At 59.5% G+C, this 16579-nt stretch carries 14 protein-coding genes; 5 read left to right on the top strand and 9 right to left on the bottom strand.

What is annotated here, in order from left to right:
* Positions 1 to 56: 56 nt before the first annotated feature.
* The 4 genes from AB4O08_RS00680 to AB4O08_RS00665 all read right to left on the bottom strand — a co-directional run bounded on the left by AB4O08_RS00680 (position 57) and on the right by AB4O08_RS00665 (position 3187).
* Positions 57 to 794, bottom strand: a complete 738-nt coding sequence (locus AB4O08_RS00680; protein ID WP_010210840.1) for a hypothetical protein — start codon at positions 792 to 794, stop codon at positions 57 to 59.
* A 67-nt stretch (positions 795 to 861) separates the two neighbouring features.
* Complete coding sequence (locus AB4O08_RS00675; protein ID WP_198581605.1) at positions 862 to 1413, bottom strand: adhesin; 552 nt, start codon at positions 1411 to 1413, stop codon at positions 862 to 864.
* Positions 1413 to 1862, bottom strand: coding sequence for a hypothetical protein (locus AB4O08_RS00670; RefSeq protein ID WP_021491793.1), 450 nt, complete (start codon positions 1860 to 1862; stop codon positions 1413 to 1415). Before AB4O08_RS00670 ends, AB4O08_RS00675 begins: the two co-directional genes overlap by 1 nt.
* Before the next feature lie 329 nt (positions 1863 to 2191).
* Complete coding sequence (locus AB4O08_RS00665; protein ID WP_460114636.1) at positions 2192 to 3187, bottom strand: FecR family protein; 996 nt, start codon at positions 3185 to 3187, stop codon at positions 2192 to 2194.
* A gap of 142 nt (positions 3188 to 3329) precedes the next feature.
* On the opposite strand from AB4O08_RS00665, the gene AB4O08_RS00660 reads away from it, so the two are divergent.
* Entirely contained in the window at positions 3330 to 3599 is a 270-nt protein-coding gene (locus tag AB4O08_RS00660; RefSeq protein ID WP_010210833.1) for a PepSY domain-containing protein, read from the top strand.
* 55 nt (positions 3600 to 3654) lie between these two features.
* Here the strand turns inward: AB4O08_RS00660 and AB4O08_RS00655 are convergent, their stop codons facing one another.
* Positions 3655 to 8772, bottom strand: a complete 5118-nt coding sequence (locus AB4O08_RS00655) for a dermonecrotic toxin domain-containing protein (protein ID WP_460114635.1) — start codon at positions 8770 to 8772, stop codon at positions 3655 to 3657.
* Positions 8773 to 8982: 210 nt separating this feature from the next.
* On the opposite strand from AB4O08_RS00655, the gene AB4O08_RS00650 reads away from it, so the two are divergent.
* Positions 8983 to 10020: an Ldh family oxidoreductase gene (locus tag AB4O08_RS00650; protein ID WP_350487798.1), complete on the top strand. Its 1038-nt coding sequence runs from the start codon at positions 8983 to 8985 to the stop codon at positions 10018 to 10020.
* A 33-nt stretch (positions 10021 to 10053) separates the two neighbouring features.
* Here AB4O08_RS00650 and AB4O08_RS00645 read toward each other — a convergent pair whose 3' ends face one another.
* The gene (locus AB4O08_RS00645) at positions 10054 to 10374 is read right to left on the bottom strand and encodes an ElaB/YgaM/YqjD family protein (protein ID WP_003217958.1); all 321 of its coding nucleotides are present in this window, start codon (positions 10372 to 10374) and stop codon (positions 10054 to 10056) included.
* Positions 10375 to 10537: 163 nt separating this feature from the next.
* Here AB4O08_RS00645 and AB4O08_RS00640 point away from each other — a divergent pair, with 163 nt between their 5' ends.
* Complete coding sequence (locus AB4O08_RS00640; protein ID WP_003190904.1) at positions 10538 to 10792, top strand: hypothetical protein; 255 nt, start codon at positions 10538 to 10540, stop codon at positions 10790 to 10792.
* Here the strand turns inward: AB4O08_RS00640 and AB4O08_RS00635 are convergent.
* The gene (locus tag AB4O08_RS00635; RefSeq protein ID WP_021491789.1) at positions 10785 to 11678 is read right to left on the bottom strand and encodes a LysR family transcriptional regulator; all 894 of its coding nucleotides are present in this window, start codon (positions 11676 to 11678) and stop codon (positions 10785 to 10787) included. The genes AB4O08_RS00640 and AB4O08_RS00635 overlap by 8 nt on opposite strands.
* A gap of 81 nt (positions 11679 to 11759) precedes the next feature.
* On the opposite strand from AB4O08_RS00635, the gene AB4O08_RS00630 reads away from it, so the two are divergent.
* Positions 11760 to 12686 (top strand): carbon-nitrogen hydrolase family protein, encoded by a 927-nt coding sequence (locus tag AB4O08_RS00630; protein WP_460114634.1) that lies wholly within the window; start codon positions 11760 to 11762, stop codon positions 12684 to 12686.
* Positions 12687 to 12725: 39 nt separating this feature from the next.
* Here AB4O08_RS00630 and AB4O08_RS00625 read toward each other — a convergent pair whose 3' ends face one another.
* Both AB4O08_RS00625 and AB4O08_RS00620 read right to left on the bottom strand, forming a co-directional pair.
* Positions 12726 to 13187 (bottom strand): LEA/WHy family protein, encoded by a 462-nt coding sequence (locus tag AB4O08_RS00625; RefSeq protein ID WP_021491787.1) that lies wholly within the window; start codon positions 13185 to 13187, stop codon positions 12726 to 12728.
* Positions 13188 to 13199: 12 nt separating this feature from the next.
* A complete protein-coding gene (locus AB4O08_RS00620) occupies positions 13200 to 14627 on the bottom strand; it encodes a nucleobase:cation symporter-2 family protein (protein WP_010210816.1) in 1428 nt (475 codons plus the stop codon).
* Positions 14628 to 14862: 235 nt separating this feature from the next.
* Between AB4O08_RS00620 and AB4O08_RS00615 the strand changes: the two genes are divergently transcribed.
* Entirely contained in the window at positions 14863 to 16488 is a 1626-nt protein-coding gene (locus tag AB4O08_RS00615) for a methyl-accepting chemotaxis protein (RefSeq protein WP_460114633.1), read from the top strand.
* Positions 16489 to 16579: the final 91 nt, after the last annotated feature.

Genomic DNA, 16579 nt, shown 5'->3' with positions numbered 1-16579 from the left:
TGTGACCTGTTGGACACTGGAATAAAAAAGGGCCTTGTTGCCAAGGCCCGATTGGATCAGAAGCGCACGCCGCTGGTGCAAACGGTGCAACCTTGACCGATCGACAGGCTGTTGCTGCCTTGGTTGCCGGCGCCGGATTGCAGGTTTACACCTGTGTTGCCGGAGTTGCGGTTAACCGAGTTGTTGAGGCTGGAGTTGTTCGATACGTACTGAGGTTTGCCATAATGGCCATACCCGGAAGTAGCGGTGTTGAGGTAGCTGTTGGCGAGCGAGTTTTGCTCGGTGTTGGCGGCCGCTGCGATGTTTTTGCCATCAGCGGTGGTGATTGCCAGGTTGTTTTTACCTTGGTTGCCTTGACCGGCTTGGCCGTTGTAACCGACGTTACCGGAGTTGCCGTTAACCGAGTTGTCCAGGGAGGCATTGTTTTGCGTGCCTTTGTTAACGAAGTTGTTCAGACCGCTGTTTTGATTCACATCGACCACGGCGAACACGCTTGCATAGTCACCTTTGGCACTGGAGATGGCGCCAGAGTTGTCTGCCTGGTTGCCACTGCCAGCCTGAGCGTTCACACCGGTGTTACCGCTGTTGCTATTAACCGAATCATCGGCAGAGGCGTTGTTTTCGGTGTTGGTGTCGTCGAAGCGGTTGCCTGCGCTGTTTTGTACGTCTGTCACGACAGAGGCAACAACACCGGTTGGTTGAGGCGCAGGGTGCCAGCCATTTGCTTGAGCAGCAGCAGCCATGAGTGCGGCGAGAGCGAAAACCAGTGGTTTCAGAGCCATTTGAGGTTTCATGGTGTTTCTCCTTGCTTCTAATTAGTTGGTTAAGTGTTGGTACGGTCTAACGTGTGCTACCAAGCTGTTACTTGATAGTGATGCCCAAGGTGTTAGCCACTCGGTTCCCCACCCCGGCACTCTGGTTCACCTGAATCACTCCTCGGCTGCCGGTGAAGGCCTGGTCGCTTGTCACGACCTGGCGGCTGCCAGTGGTGGGGGTGAGCCCTGAGTCGGTTGCCAGCGTCGTCGTGTTCTGTTGCAACAGGACGCTGTCGTCGATGCTTTGCGGGCCAGGGTTGAGGCTGATCCGCACGGCATTGATTGATTGGTTATTGGCCCCGACCGACTGGTTGATGCCCAGCATGCCGTTGCCATTGGTAAAAGAAGTGCCCTCGATCGTCGCCTTGGCGCTCAGGGCGGGGTCGACCTTGCCATCCATATTCTGGACAGTGCGGGTGGAGGCCTGGCCCCCGAGCGCTACGGCGCGATTGTTGGCCGATTGCTGTTGGTTGCCCGCCGCCTGATTGATCATCACGTTGCCGACATAGTCTTTGCCGCTGTTGTTGATCACCGCAGTGTTGTCGGCCATGGCCGCGGCGCTGCCCAGCAGGGCCAGAATGAGCAACGAACGGTTCATTATTTGCCCCCCATCATGCTGCCGATGTTGTTCAGGGGCGCCATGCCACGCTGGATCGAGTCGCTGATCTGCCCGCCCATGCTGCTGCCCGCACCATGACCGGCTGCCGAGCCGGCACCCAGGGTCGACATGCCGTTTTGGGTGGCGGTCAAGTGGTTCAGGTTGCTGGTGGACTGAATCGAGCGGGCAATGCTTGAGCCGCTGCTGATGCCGCCAATCGCCGAATCACTGAGTTCGCCGGTGGCGCTGATGATGTCCCGGCTTGGATTTGCGTTAGCCGTGGTTGGGTAGGGGTCTTTGCCGAATGAAGGTCGACCGTACATGTGCCCTTGTACGTCGCGGCCCGTCACAATAACGCCGTCACCCGCAAAGCTCGGAACACTGATGCCGGCACTGAGTAAACAGCTGATCAGCAATACGTTCAGCGACGCTTGATTGAGTGTGATCACGGCGGTCTTCCTTATGCTTCGCGCTGACCCTAAACAGCGCTGTAAGGGATAGAGCAGAAGCCGTGCCGCTTTCTATTTGTCTTGATTATTCATGGGGTTAGGTTTTTTGTGGGGCAAAGTGATGTCACGGCTGTTTCATCCGTGAGACAGCGCCAAGTGGAACCCTTGCACTTCTGTCATCGCACAAACGTTTCATCCCGCTGTATCAGTGTTGAAACACTGTCCATGACAAAACCATGAATCCGCTCCGCACGGGCGATTCAGGCCGACAGTGTGTTAAAAAAACGGACACTCCACGCGCACAGAACCCTGTGCCTGTAGGCAATGGCTCAGCCTTTCGGTGCTTTACGCGGGATGGAATTGAGTACGGGGTTGCCGTCCTGGTTCTGGGTCAGGTAGACCGGCAGAACCTTGGGCAGGGAGGGAACGAGGTTGTTGACCTCGTTGATGTTGTAGATGCCGCCGATGCGGATCGTGCCGGTGTTGGCGTCGGCGAGCATCACCGGTTTGCTCAGGTAGCGGTTGATCAGCGGTAGCGCGTCGGCCAGGGCCAGGTTGTCGAGGATCAGCTTGCCCTGGCGCCAGGCCAGCGCCGTGTCGTTGGGACTCATCGTCCTTACGCGCGGCGTGGCATCGCCGTGGTGGAAGTTGGCCTGCATGCCAGGGGTCAGTGGCACGCTGCCATGCACTTTGTCGCTGGAGATCTGCACCGAGCCTTCGAGCAGCGTCACGCGCACCTGGTCTTCATACTTCCACACGTTGAACTGAGTGCCCGTGACCCGCACCTGGCCTTCGCCGGCGTGCACGATAAACGGATGCGCAGTGTCATGACTGACCTTGAAGAACGCTTCGCCTTTCTTCAGCGTTACGCGGCGCTGGTCTTTGTAATTGCTATAGACCAATTGGGTGCCCAGGTTGAGTTCCACCTGGCTGCCATCCCCGAGCGTCACCTGGCGCAGGCCATGGGTGGCATCAAAGCGTTCATAGGAACTGGGCAGCCATCCCGCTTCCCAGCCGGTAAAGGCCGCCAGGGGCAGGGCGACCAGACAGATCGCGGCCGCTACCGCATAGGTGCGCAGGCGACGACGGGGCTTGAAGGGCACCACCGTTGTCGTGGGTTCATTGCGTGGCAGGTGGTCGGCGACGTCCCAGATTTCCAGCATGGCCGCGTACTCGAAAGCATGCAGCGGGTGGGCATCGTGCCATTGTTCAAAAGCCCGACGTTCACTCGCGGTGCAATCAACCGCGTGCAGGCGCATGCACCAATGCGCGGCAGCGTCGGTGATGGCGTCGTATTCGGCTTCTGAAAGGGACTTTTCGGTCATTGACTCATCCTGATTTCCCACATTCTAACCTCCGCAGGCCGGTGGCGAGAACAGCCGTCATGGCGATTGCACATCAATTGGAACTTATTCTTGTTTGAGAGCGCCTAAAAAATTCAGGACATTCCCACAATGGAGAACGAATATGCTGAAGAAAACCTTAGTCGCTGTGTGCGCAACCACTGCACTGCTCAGTGCTGGCGCAGCCCTGGCGGATAAACCGGGGGCGGGCTGGATTACCATTGAAAAGGCTATTGAAGTCGCCAAGACCAAGGCCGGTTATGTCGAGGTTTACGCGGCCGAAGCCGATGACAATGGCTATTGGGAAGTCAAAGGGCGCAAGTCCGACGGCACAGTCTATGAAGCGCGTATTGATGGCGCGTCGGGCAATGTTCTGCGCGATCAGAAAGACTGACGCTGCCCGCCGGGAGCCCGTTCGGGCTCCCAGCTCCAATGGGGCGCCGGAACATTTAACGCGTACCCTGTTCAGGGTCGAGTGCGCGCCCCATTTCACAAATAAGCCTGGCAACGGAGTCGGCGTTGCGCAGAATCGTGTCAATGCGTTTGTCGGCTGATGCGGTATCTAAAAATGCTCTACGTGCCTCATCAATGCTCGTGCTGGCTGTGGTTTCCAGGATTGCCTTGGCGGCTAGATCTTCCGAGTTGGAAGCGTCCATGGTGACCCAATTACCGGAGTTGCCGGAGGTGCCAGAGCTCCCGGACCTAGGGTACCAACGCGAGAACAGCTGATTAAACGGCGTGCGCAGCGACAGAACGTTGTGCTGAAAGGCTTGCAACAGTGTGTGTTCGAACCTGCCTCTTTGATTCGTGGTGTCAATCAGGTCCGCGAAGGGCCGACGCGCCTCTATGTAGGTGATATCTTCGGCGCGCGCGTAGAGATGGGCGAACTCGTGAATCAGTGTGGCCGCTCGCGCATGGCCGTCAATGTTGAAGGGTTCGGTCAACAGAGTGATGTACTTGTGCCGGAGTTGTTGATCAAAAAACAGCTCGGTAAAGAACACTTGGTTTTTTCTGTCGCCGGAGACAGTGAACGCGATCACCCTTTGCGAGGGATTTCTGTTCGCCCCGACCACAAAACGTGAGGTGTCCCACCCGTCGAGGTCCGGGTCTACCAAGGCTTTGCACAGCGGGGTGATGGCATCATGCACTTTCTTCAGGAGGCCAGCATCAACGTTTTTGACGTCAAACAGCCGCTTCAGGAAGTCATCAAGGCGTGTGCCGGGCGTCAGGCGTCGGAGTTGAACCAGGTTATGCATCGCGCGCAATGCGTAGAGGCGTGAGATGTCCAGGGCCTCGATAATCTGCTGGGCCTTGATCGGGTAGATTCGGCGAATTTCATCCATGCCAGTCGCTTCGATATTCATGTCAAGCGAGGCGTTCAAACGCGTCACATAATGATTACCCAGCCGCGTGATCGCTTGGCCGTATTGCAGCGGGTGATAATGCGGGGCCAGCACCTGTTGCTGCCGAGGGGTACGGGATAGCAGCGGGCCGTCACTGTTGGTGGACAGGCCGGCGATCCTCAGTTGTGGGCTATTTTTGATCGGGTAAACCTTGCCCTCCACGGCACCGTAGAGCGACCTGCCGTCGGCAGCAGCGTAGAGGCCGGTTTCCGCCTGTTTTTTCAAATCTATCAACGCCACTTGGCTGGTTTCGTAGGTTTGCAGGCGTGTGCGCCTGGGGTCGGTCACGTCGATGTCCTTGACGGTCGGCGCGACGACTGTGTCGGAGGGGCTCAAATCGCGTTCGTTCACTTCTTTGTAGACAGGGGGAGCTGCTTTGGGAGCTGGCGTGCGCATCAGCCGCTCCAGCCTTGCCATTGTTGCAACACCAAGAATGAATGAGCGCAGTGCATCCTGCCAATGATGCTGTTGCAGTGCCTCGGCAGAGTCTTTGAACAGTTTATAGCTCTGCCAGATCACCACCGGTATCTGCAGCGTTCCTGGCAAGAATTGCGCGACGATCCGCACGCCGCCGCTCAAGAGGCTTTTGACGGTGCCCCATAAACCCGCGCCATCGGGGTCCTGCTGGTGTTTCAGCATCCGCCCCATCACCACTTGGTTGTCCTGATAGAGCTGCTTGATGGCGTGACCTCTTATTGGGTGATTGGCCAAGGTGATGTCGGAGGTGGCACCTGCTGTGCTGATCAGCAAATTTTTATACGTCGTCTTATCTGCGCCTTCCAGGTGGGCGATGATCCAGTCCTGCAGCATGCCTGGGGCATTCAGGTGGAGGAGAAACTGCGCCTGGTGCTCGAACTCCATGAAGCACTGCCCTGGGTAGTAAGGCGCATAGAGAATCAACGGCCCAGTAGCACCGGCACCCATCACGTAAAGACCCAGTGCCTTGACGATTCTGGCGCCAGGTGTGGCAATCATCTCAAGGGGCCGAATACTTGCCGTGGCGCCCGAAATCGTGGCTCGGGCGACGGCGTCCGGCATGTCGAAGACCTGACGAATCAGGTTGTAGCCAGCCTCCGATAACCGCTCCTGCAGTTTCAGCGCATGGGCCTGTTGCAACAGTTGCCAGGGTAATTGCCGGATAAAACGCAGCTCACGCTCCAGTGCACCTGGTTGCCCGGAGGCTAGTTTCTCTTTCAGGTAGTCCTGAGTGGCCTGGGCGATGTTCAATTTAAGCAGGAGTGGCCGGATCGTTGATTCGGTCAGTTGTGTTACCGCCGACTCCACAGTGAAGGCGCTCGCCTGCTCATTGATGTGGGCCAGGGCGTAATCGGTGAGGTTCTGTCGTTGACCACCCATGGCAAGCCGTGGCGTGATAAACACGTCTTCCGGGTCAACAGAATAGTCCACCAGCATCTCGTTCAGCGTGTCGTGAACCCGCTGGCGTAGCGAGGAACACTCATACAGATAGTCTTTTTGATCCAGGGTGTTGAGCCGATATTGCTCAAGTAACTCAGCATGGTGCTGCTGTTCAGCAGGGCTCGCCATGCCAAGCCAAGCGGGTAGTGAGCGTTGTGCCATAAAATGATGGGCGAGCTGTGCAGCCCCCCCAAGGACAGGGGTAGGCAGTACCGCCATAAGATTTAACAGTGCTTTGCCATTTGGCTTCTGTGCCAACCAATGGGCTCTTTGTGCGATGTAGTGGTCGATCCAAGACTGCTGGCGATTTTCGCTGATCGGTTCGGTGATCAGCCAGAATGCCCCCAAGCTGTAGTTGGCATGCGGCTGGCGTTGGCGCGGGTCCAGGTTTTCCAACAGTGCCAAGCACGCGCAGGGGTCGCTCAGGCGCTCCTCAAGCTGTTGTTTTGCCACGGAGGGAGAAACGAAACTTTCCAGGCCCCAGGCCGGTGTCCAGAGAATGGCGCGACCCGAATGCTGGTGATCAAGTCCACCGCGCTCGGTGATCATCAGGCAATTGGCCAGGCTGTGCCGCAGTGCTTCTTCATCGCGTTGGACGGTGATGCGATAGGCATCGGGGATAAACCCTTCCAGGTCTTCCCGTCGACGACGGTCAGGGTTGAACGGGTCAAACACGGCTTGAATGATGGCCTCATCCCTGGCGTCCAGGGTCTTGTTAAGACGTCGCAGATAGGCCTGGTGGCGTATCGCGTTGGACATCATGACCCCCATCTGCGGTAGCAGGTCCTGAAGATGTTTACGGGGGGCGTCGTGGATGCCCTGCTCTTTGTAGTGGGCCAACACCTGATTGACGATCCGATTGAGCGACCTCACGTCCACATGAGTCAGTTGCTGCCCATAAGCGGTGTGGTCTGGCTTGTAAACGCCGTAATGGCGGGTTTCAGGGACCGGGCCAGCCCCTTCGGCCAGACGTGCGGCGAAATGATCCGCCAGGCTATGGCTGTCCAGTGGCAGCACAAGGGGGTAGGGGGGCGCATGGTCGGTGTAGCGATTGATGTACACCCGTTCAGGGTCGACTGCCTGCCGCTCGCGGCTCGACAAGGCTTCGGCCAGCGGGGCGGTGATCGACGGCAGTGGTTTGACCAGGTTCTCCAGCGCGTCGGGGATATCAATCAACTGTTTATGCGCCTGCTCCGCTCGTTTAGCGGCGACCGAAATGGGCCGAAGCGGGTCGGCCAACACTGAGTGGGTGGTCCAGCGGTGCGCAGCGTCCAGCGTCAAGAGCTTGTCATCGATCATGAAGCGCACGTCCATGGCATGATCCAGCAACGCCGAGAGGTTGATATCGCCGCGTTCGCGTCGGAATTGGCCGAGCACGTAGATCAGGTTCTGTTTCTGTTTGTCGATGATGCCCTCCATCAGGTGTTCAAACACGTTGCCGACGATGAGGTTGCCGCTGACCGACGGTTGGTTGAAACCGATAAACCACAGGCGCTCCTCCAGGGACAGAGCGTTGTAGACATCATCTTCATAGGCCGGGGCCTTAACCATTGCCTTCAGGGTATGAATCAGATCGTCGTGATCGGCCAGTACCTGCAGCCCCTTGGGCGGCGAATAAAACCAGGTCTGCACATCGCTGATCATCACCGAATTGGTCAGTTCGACGAAGTGAGACGCGCGCTCCCAGAACCTCACCGTCTCGACACGTAATCCGTCACTGGCTTGGGAGCGCGGCGCGCCGTCCGGAAGGTAAAGCGCGGCCAGTTTATCGGCGTGTTCAGGCGTAATGATTTCACTCTGGCGTTTGAACAGTAGGTCGATCCGAGCCTTGTGCGCCATGGTGTGTGCCAGGAATTCACGGCGTGAGGTGCCGTTTGGCGACTCTGTGTTCCAAAACGTCTCAAGGGTATTCTGCAAGAACGACGACAATTGTTCTGATGCCTGCTTCAGGCCATCTTCCCAGCGGGTTGCGTTGTTGGCGGCGGTGATGGCGTAGGGATGGGAGTACTCGCGGGTCTGCCCCGCCGGCCAGGCTTGCTGACGGTAAAGCATCAGGAGCGCCTCGCTGATCGACAGCGAATTGACCCACTGCCGTGGCTTCCCTTCGGTGGATAGCAATTTGAACAAGTTGATTCGGGTTTGGCTGGGCTCAAGCCCGGGGAAGAGTGGGTGGAAGACCGACCTGAGCAGCGACTGGAGCATCATGTCGAGGCTGGGCAATTTCACCAGCTCGGCGAGCACGGCTTGCAGGTTGAGCGTTTGCTGCTGCTCCACGGCTTTTCTCTGCTGGTCAAATACATCGCCCTCAATATCCACTGGTGTCAGCACCAGAGGGGATGACAGCTTCAATCCCGAACGCGTGCCCAGCGCAATGAACTGCAAGAGCTCATCGGCTTTGGCCGGCGTCTTGAGGCGTTCAGTCAACTCACTTAGCAACAGAGTCCGACTGTCGAATTTTTCCAGCCCGCCATAGGGCGTGTAGAGAAAGGCGCGGGTGTAGGTGCCTGTTGAACTCATCATGAAACTGCCCACCAGTTCCTGCTCCGTCGGGCTGTTTTTGTTCAGCCAAAGCGTCTGGGCGATCATGGGGGGCACCTGCTTGCCCCGTACCTCATGGCTGCTCAAAGGCAGATTGCGCAAGAACCCCCTGTCGTTGGCATCGATGCCAAAGTGTCGTTCGCGATCGCGTTCCTTCCAGACCGAACGCAGGACTTCAGGAAAAAAGTAAGGCGGTTGTACCTGACTCATAGGGTGGACCCTCAAAGGTGCGGAGGCGGTGCGAATAGCCCGTCCGGGACGTCGTGAGCCTAGAGTTTTGGTACGCGGGTTCGGCAGTAGATATGTCTGATGCGCCGGGCTGCTTGTCGTGGTCGACAGTCACGCGCGAAACACTGTTTAATCGTGACTGCCGATTGTTCGTACGCAGTGCCCCTTCCAATAATTAAACGGGAGCTACCGATGTCTGCATCGCCTTTGGATCACGCCCCTTCAACCACGCACCTGAGCTATGAGGCCTTGACGCTGCTGTTGCAGCGCATCTTTACCCGGCAGGGCACGTCTGAATCGGTGGCTCAGGTACTGGCCGAAAACTGCGCCAGTGCCGAACGCGACGGGGCCCATAGCCACGGGGTGTTTCGCGTGCCCGGCTACGTCTCGACGTTGAACAGCGGCTGGGTTGACGGCAAGGCGGTGCCCATCGTTGAAGACGTCGCCAGCGGCTTTGTGCGGGTGGATGCGGTGAATGGTTTTGCCCAGCCGGCGCTGGCAGCTGCCCGCTCACTGTTGGTGGACAAGGCCCGCAGTGCCGGCATTGCGCTGCTGGCCATTCACAATTCCCATCACTTTGCGGCGCTGTGGCCCGACGTCGAACCCTTTGCCGAAGAAGGGCTGGTGGCGCTGAGTGTGGTCAACAGCATGACCTGTGTGGTGCCCCATGGCGCCGACCGGCCGTTGTTCGGCACCAACCCGATTGCGTTCGCTGCACCACGGGCGGACGGCCCTCCCATTGTGTTTGACCTGGCCACCAGCGCCATCGCCCACGGCGACGTGCAAATTGCCGCGCGCAAAGGCGAGCGCCTGCCGCCGGGCATGGGCGTCGACAGCCTGGGTCAGCCGACCCAGGACCCCAAGGCCATTCTTGAAGGCGGTGCGCTATTGCCGTTTGGCGGGCACAAGGGCTCGGCGCTGTCGATGATGGTCGAGTTGCTGGCCGCCGCGTTGACGGGCGGTAACTTCTCGTTCGAGTTCAATTGGTCGGATCATCCAGGTGCGCGCACGCCATGGACGGGCCAGCTGGTGATTTTGATCGACCCGAGTAAAACCACCGGGCAAAACTTTGCCGAGCGCAGCCAGGAGCTGGTGCGGCAGATGCATGCGGCGGGGTTGCGGCGCTTGCCGGGGGACCGGCGTCATCGCACGCGGGCGAAGTCGCAGGAAATCGGTATAGAGATTAACGCGCAGGATTTAAAGCAGTTGCAGGAACTGGCCGAAGGTTGACGGGGGCTGCGCCAGCAGCGCAGCCCCCGTTGCTCAGTTACGGCGACCGAGCAGCAGGCCCACCACCAGGCCGAAACCGGCGCTGATCGCCACGGTCTGCCACGGGTGGCCACCGATGTAGGTCTCGGTGGCATCGACCACCGGCTTGCTGCGCTCGCGCACATTGGACACCGAGTCCAGGGCTTGTTTGAGCTTGATGGCGACCTGCTCACGCAGGGTTTCACCTTCTTCGCCTACCAGGGAGGCGCTGCTTTTGAGCAGTTTGTCCGATTCTTCGATCAACGCGGTCAGTTCGCTGAAGGCTTGATCCTTGATTTGGTCTTCGACAGCTTGGGCAGCGGATTTGCGGGCCATTGTGTGACTCCTTGCGGGTGAATGGGACAGTGATCAATGGAGTGCCGGGCGATGGCAAAAGTTGCAGTTTTTTTGCTTAGGCCCGGCCTTGAGCAAAATCCGAATCTGGAATATTCGACCTACAGTGTAAGATGTCGCCTATTTGTGCAGCAGGTAATTCAACATGAGCTTCAATCTCGCCAACAAGACCCTCGCCGAACGCGCCGAGCTGGAAGATGAAAAGTCGCGTCTCTACGACCTGTGGCAAACCAATCTGGGCAAGGCCAAGGGCGAGGCCGCGCGTTTGTTCGGCGAGCGCGCCAAGCGTAAGGGCAAGTGGGCCGAGTGGGTGCGCGCCGAACTCGACGGCATGTCGCCGCCGGAGTTTTCGAACATGGTGCGCAGCGAAGTCAACAAGCTGATGGCCGCGGCTAAGTAAAACTCGCCACAATCGCTTCACGCACTTTCAGCAACAGCGGATCAAGCTGCGCCTGGGTACGCCAGCCCAGTTCCACCGGGTAGCGCGGCAAGGCCAGCGGGCAGGGCAGCACGCGCAGGCCGGTCATCTGCGCGATGGCCTGTGCCGCATGCCCAGGAATGGTCGCCACCGCCTGACTGCCCTTGAGCAGAAAGGGCAGCGCGGCGAAGTGGCTGGTGGACGCACATACCTGGCGGCTCAGCCCCAGCGCCGCCAAGCCCTCGTCAGTAATCCCGATAAACCCGCCGGATGACACCAGCACATGCTCGCGTGTGACGAATTCCTCCAGGCTGATGCTGGCTTGGTCCGAATCCACCAGACAGCGGTAATCGCCTTCTCCCAGTACTTGGCGACTCAGCCGGCCCTGAGCAAAGCCACCGGCTGTGATAGCAAGATCCAGGGTGCGGTCGAGGAGGGCGCCCGCGACGATCTGGCTATGGGTCTGACGGAAAATCACCCGCAGCCTGGGCGCCCGTTGTGCGATGGCCTCGATCAGCCGGCGGCCGTACGCAATTTCGAAATCATCGGATAAACCCAACACCACTGACCGACCCTGATAGTGCTGATTGTCCGGATCAACCATGGCCAGGCTCTGCCGGCAGCGTTCCAGTGCTTCACTGATTACCGGTTTCAGTTGATTGGCCCGCAAGGTCGGCGCCAGGCCACGCCCGGTGCGCACGAACAATTGATCACCATACACCTCGCGCAAGCGCCGCAAGCCTGCGCTGACGGCCGATTGCGTCACGCCCAGGCGCAAGGCGGCGCGGCTGGCGCTGGACTCGTCATGCAGGGCTTCGAAGGTTTTCAGTAGGTTCAGATCGACCTGGGCGATATTGATTTGGCTCATATCATTCAGCACTGAAGTGGGCTTTATTCATGATCGAGGCTGACGGGAGAATGGGCAACCCCTTTATCTGGAGTGAATGCGATGCCTGTTTCTACTGTGGCGGCCCTGCAAATCGGATCCCTGCCTGGCGGCAAGGGCGAAACCCTGGCGCAGATCCTCAGTTATGAGGACGAGATCCTGCGCAGCGGTGCGCAATTAGTGGTAATGCCCGAGGCGCTGCTGGGTGGCTATCCCAAAGGTGAGGCATTCGGCACGCAGCTGGGTTATCGGCTGCCGGAAGGTCGCGAAGCCTTCGCGCGTTATTTTGATAATGCGATCGATGTGCCAGGCCCTGAAACGCAGGCGCTGGCAGGCCTGTCGGCGCGCACTGGCGCCAGCCTCGTTCTCGGTGTGATCGAGCGCAGCGGTAGCACGCTGTATTGCACGGTGCTGTATTTCGAACCGGCGGGCGGTCTGGTGGCCAAGCACCGCAAGTTGATGCCTACCGGCACCGAGCGGCTTATCTGGGGCAAGGGCGATGGCTCTACCCTGCCGGTGATCGATACGGCAGTGGGACGTGTCGGCGGTGCGGTGTGCTGGGAAAACATGATGCCGCTGCTGCGTACGGCGATGTACGCCAAGGGTGTGGAGGTCTGGTGCGCGCCGACGGTGGACGAGCGCGAGATGTGGCAGGTGAGCATGCGCCATGTGGCCCATGAGGGACGTTGCTTTGTGGTGAGTGCGTGCCAGGTGCAGGCGTCGCCCGAGGCACTGGGGGTTCAGGTGGCGAACTGGCCGCCCGAGCGTGCGTTGATTGCAGGTGGCAGTGTGATTGTCGGGCCCATGGGGGACATTCTGGCAGGGCCGTTGCTTGGAGAAGCCGGGCTGCTGACGGCGCAAATCAACACGGATGACTTGGTGCGTGCGCGGTATGACTATGACGTGGTGGGGCACTACGCCCGGCCGGATGTTTTCGAACTTGTGGTGGATGAGCGGGCCAAGCCAGGCGTGCGCTACATCACCGACTAAAACGCAATCGTTCGGTGTGCAGCGTCGGTTGCATGGCGGTCACCAGGTGGCCGTGTTGGGCATGTCCAACGTACCACGGTCGACAAAGCGCATCGTGCCGAACAGTCCACCCGCCAGTTTGCCGCGCAACACGTAGGGCAGGTTGTTCAAACTCTGGGTCTGGCTCAGGCCCAGGGTCTGGCGCAAGACAGAAAACGCCGAAACACTGACCGGCACCGTCAGAACCGTCTCGGAAAAGCGTGGGATGGATCCGCTTTGATCACTCACCCCTGACGCCAGCGGCCGGCCATTGACCTCCAGGTCCAGGGCCACGCCGTTGTAGTCGATCGCCGTGTCATTAGGGTTCTGCACCCGCATTTTCACGGCGAATCGCACTTCCAGGTCCTGGCTTTGCAGGGGCTCGAGACCCACCACGTTGATGTTCACCGGGTCGCGGTTGGGGAACAGCGCGCAGGCGCTCAGGGTCAGTAGCAACAGCGATAGAACCATGAGCTTGCGCATTGATAAGTGCTCCTATTTCGTGACGTCCGGGTCCTGCATCACTTTAAGGGTCGAAGACTCCGGATCAAATTCATCTTCTTCCAGCTCTATGAACTCTTCCGGCAGGAAAATGTTCAGCAGGATTGCACAGAAAGCCCCCACGGTGATCGGCGATTCGAAGATGTTGTGCAGCGCCTTGGGCAGGTCACGCAACACTTCCGGCACGGCGGCCACGCCCAGGCCCATGCCCAGGGAAATCGCCACGATCAGCACATTGCGGCGGTGCAGCCCGGCTTCGGCGAGGATCTTGATGCCGGCCACGGCCACGGTGCCGAACATGATCAGCGTGGCGCCGCCCAACACCGGCTTGGGCATCAATTGCAGCACCGCGCCGATCATCGGGAACAGCCCCAGCAGCACCAGCAGCCCGGCGATGAAGTACGCCACGTAGCGGCTGGCCACGCCGGTCAACTGAATCACCCCGTTGTTCTGGGCGAAGGTCACCATCGGCAGGCTGTTGAAGGTGGCCGCCATCGCCGAGTTGAGGCCGTCGGCCAGCAGGCCGGACTTGATGCGCTTGATATACAGCGGGCCCTTGACCGGCTGCTGGGAAATCATCGAATTGGCGGTCAGGTCACCGGCCGCTTCCAAGGGCGATATCAGGAAGATCACCGCCACCGGGATAAACGCCACCCAGTCGAACGAGAAACCGTATTTGAACGGCACCGGCACACTGATCAACGGCACCTGAGGCAGTGCCGCCATGTCCACACGCCCCATCAGCCAGGCCACCACAAAGCCCAGGGTCAGGCCGATCACGATGGAGCCCAGGCGCAGGAACGGGTTGTTGAAACGGTTGAGCACCACGATAGTCAGCAGTACCAGCGCAGCCAGGCCCATATTACTGGCCGCGCCGAGGTCGCTGGCGCCGAAACCGCCAGCCATGTCAGTGACTGCGACTTTGATCAGCGACAAGCCCATCAAGGTAATGATGGTGCCGGTGACCACCGGGGTGATCAGCTTGCGCAGCTTGCCGATGAACTGGCTCAGCACCACCTCGATAAACGCGGCGAAGAAGCAGATGCCAAAGATCGTCGAGAGGATCTCATCGGTGCCGCCGCCCCGGGCCTTGACCATGAAGCCCGCGCTGAGAATTACGCTGATGAAGGAAAAACTGGTGCCCTGCAGGCACAACAGCCCCGAGCCGATCGGGCCGAACGTGCGCGCCTGCACAAAGGTGCCGAGCCCCGACACAAACAGCGCCATGCTCACCAGGTACGGCACTTCGCTTTCCAGGCCCAGCACGCCACCGACGATCAGCGTGGGGGTGATGATTCCGACGAAACTCGCCAGCACGTGCTGCAATGCGGCAAAAATCGCCGCGGTGAAGTGCGGGCGGTCTTCCAGGCCGTAGATCAGGTCGGATTTATAGCGCGGGCGGGGGGCTTGAGCGTCAGACAAAATACGGGCTCGGGTCAGAAAATGGAGGCGCAGGATGCCAGAAAGCGCCGGTCGTCAGAAGTGTAAAAAAATATTTATGAATGACCTGCGGGAAACCCCAGGCCCTGCCGATATCGAGGATAGGCCCACATACCAACGACAACAGTGGTGACCACAGGTCGGAACGGCGCGTTGACGCCGACTGATCGTTTCGCAGCAGGGACGCTCGCAAACACTACTTCTGAGAGCCCCCCCTATGTCCCTTCGCCAATTGAACATTGCCCCTCGAGCGTTTCTCGGTTTCGCCTTCATTGCGTTGTTAGTGATTTTACTGGGGGTGTTTGCGGTCAACCGCATGGCACAGATTCGGCAATCCTCAGTGGAAATGACCGCGACCCAACTGCCCAGCGTGACGTCGCTGGGGGTGATCACGGAAAACGTGCTGCGCCTGCGCATCCTGTCGTTCCGCGTGCTGGTCAACCGCGAGCCTGCCAGCCTGCAAGAGGCCGAAACGCGCATAAGTGTGCTCGTTGACAAGGTCAAGACCGCCCAGGCCAGTTACGCTGCGCTGCCCGCCGGCCCGGAAGAAGCCGCGCTGTACAAAACGTTTATGGTCACGCTGGACAACTACCTCAAGGCCCAGGCCGACATGCTCGCGTTGTCCAAGCAGGGCAAAGTGGATGAAATGCGTGCGCTGATCAACAGCCGCATCAAGGACGGCACCGACCAGATGGGCGAGCAATTGAATAAGCTCATCGCCATCAACGTGGCCGATGCCAAGACCGCCGACACTGATGCCGGGCAGAGTTACGACGGCGCGATCACCGGCGTGATTGCGGTTTCCGTCGCTGCCGCATTGCTCACCGTGCTGTTGGCCTGGTTGTTGACCCGCAGCATTGTCACGCCACTGCGCAAAGCCGTAGAAGTCGCTGAAACCATCGCAGGCGGCAACCTGAGCAAAGCGATCGAAGACGACGGCAAGGACGAACCGGCGCGCTTGCTCGGCGCCCTGGCCACCATGCAGGCCAACCTGCGCCAGACCATCCAGCACATCGCCGGCTCGGCCACCCAGCTTGCCTCGGCAGCGGAAGAGTTGAGCGCAGTCACCGAAGAAGCCTCCAAAGGTTTGCAGCAACAGAACAACGAAATCGACCAGGCCGCCACGGCAGTCAACGAGATGACGGCGGCGGTAGAAGAAGTGGCGCGCAATGCGGTGTCCACCTCCGAGGCGTCCAGCCAGTCCAACCAGGCCGCCCGTGAAGGCCGCGACCGTGTGGTGGAAACCGTCGGCGCCATCCAGACCATGACCCAGGACGTACAAAACACTGCGGCGATGATTGAAGGCCTGGCCACCCAGGGCCGCGACATCGGTAAGGTACTGGACGTGATCCGTGCGATTGCTGAGCAGACCAACCTGCTGGCGCTCAACGCCGCCATTGAAGCGGCTCGCGCCGGTGAGGCCGGGCGTGGCTTTGCGGTGGTGGCCGACGAAGTGCGAGCGTTGGCCCATCGCACCGCGCAGTCGACCCAGGAAATCGAGAAAATGGTCGCCGGCATCCAGAACGGCACCGGTGAGGCCGTGCAATCGATGCAGCAGAGCAACCAGCGCACCCAGACCACCCTGGAAATGGCCCGCGCCGCCGGCGTGGCCCTGGAGCAGATCACCCAATCCATCAGCCTGATCAACGAACGCAACCTGGTGATCGCCAGCGCCTCGGAAGAACAGGCCCAGGTGTCCCGCGAAGTGGACCGCAACCTGGTGAACATCCGTGACCTGGCGACCCAGTCGGCGGCCGGTGCCAATCAGACCAGCGCAGCCAGCCACGAACTGTCGCGCCTGGCGGTGGATTTGAATGGAATGGTGGCGCGTTTCGTTATCTGACCTGAAATGCGCTCAAAATGGGGGAGCGGGGGCGTGCTCGCGAATGCAGTGGATCAGTCAAGACGTCTCTCGACTGACACACCGCATTCGC

This window comes from Pseudomonas sp. H3_E07 (assembly GCF_054668895.1).
Note: the sequence above shows the minus strand (reverse complement) of the source record. Positions and strands in the feature narration are given on the sequence as shown.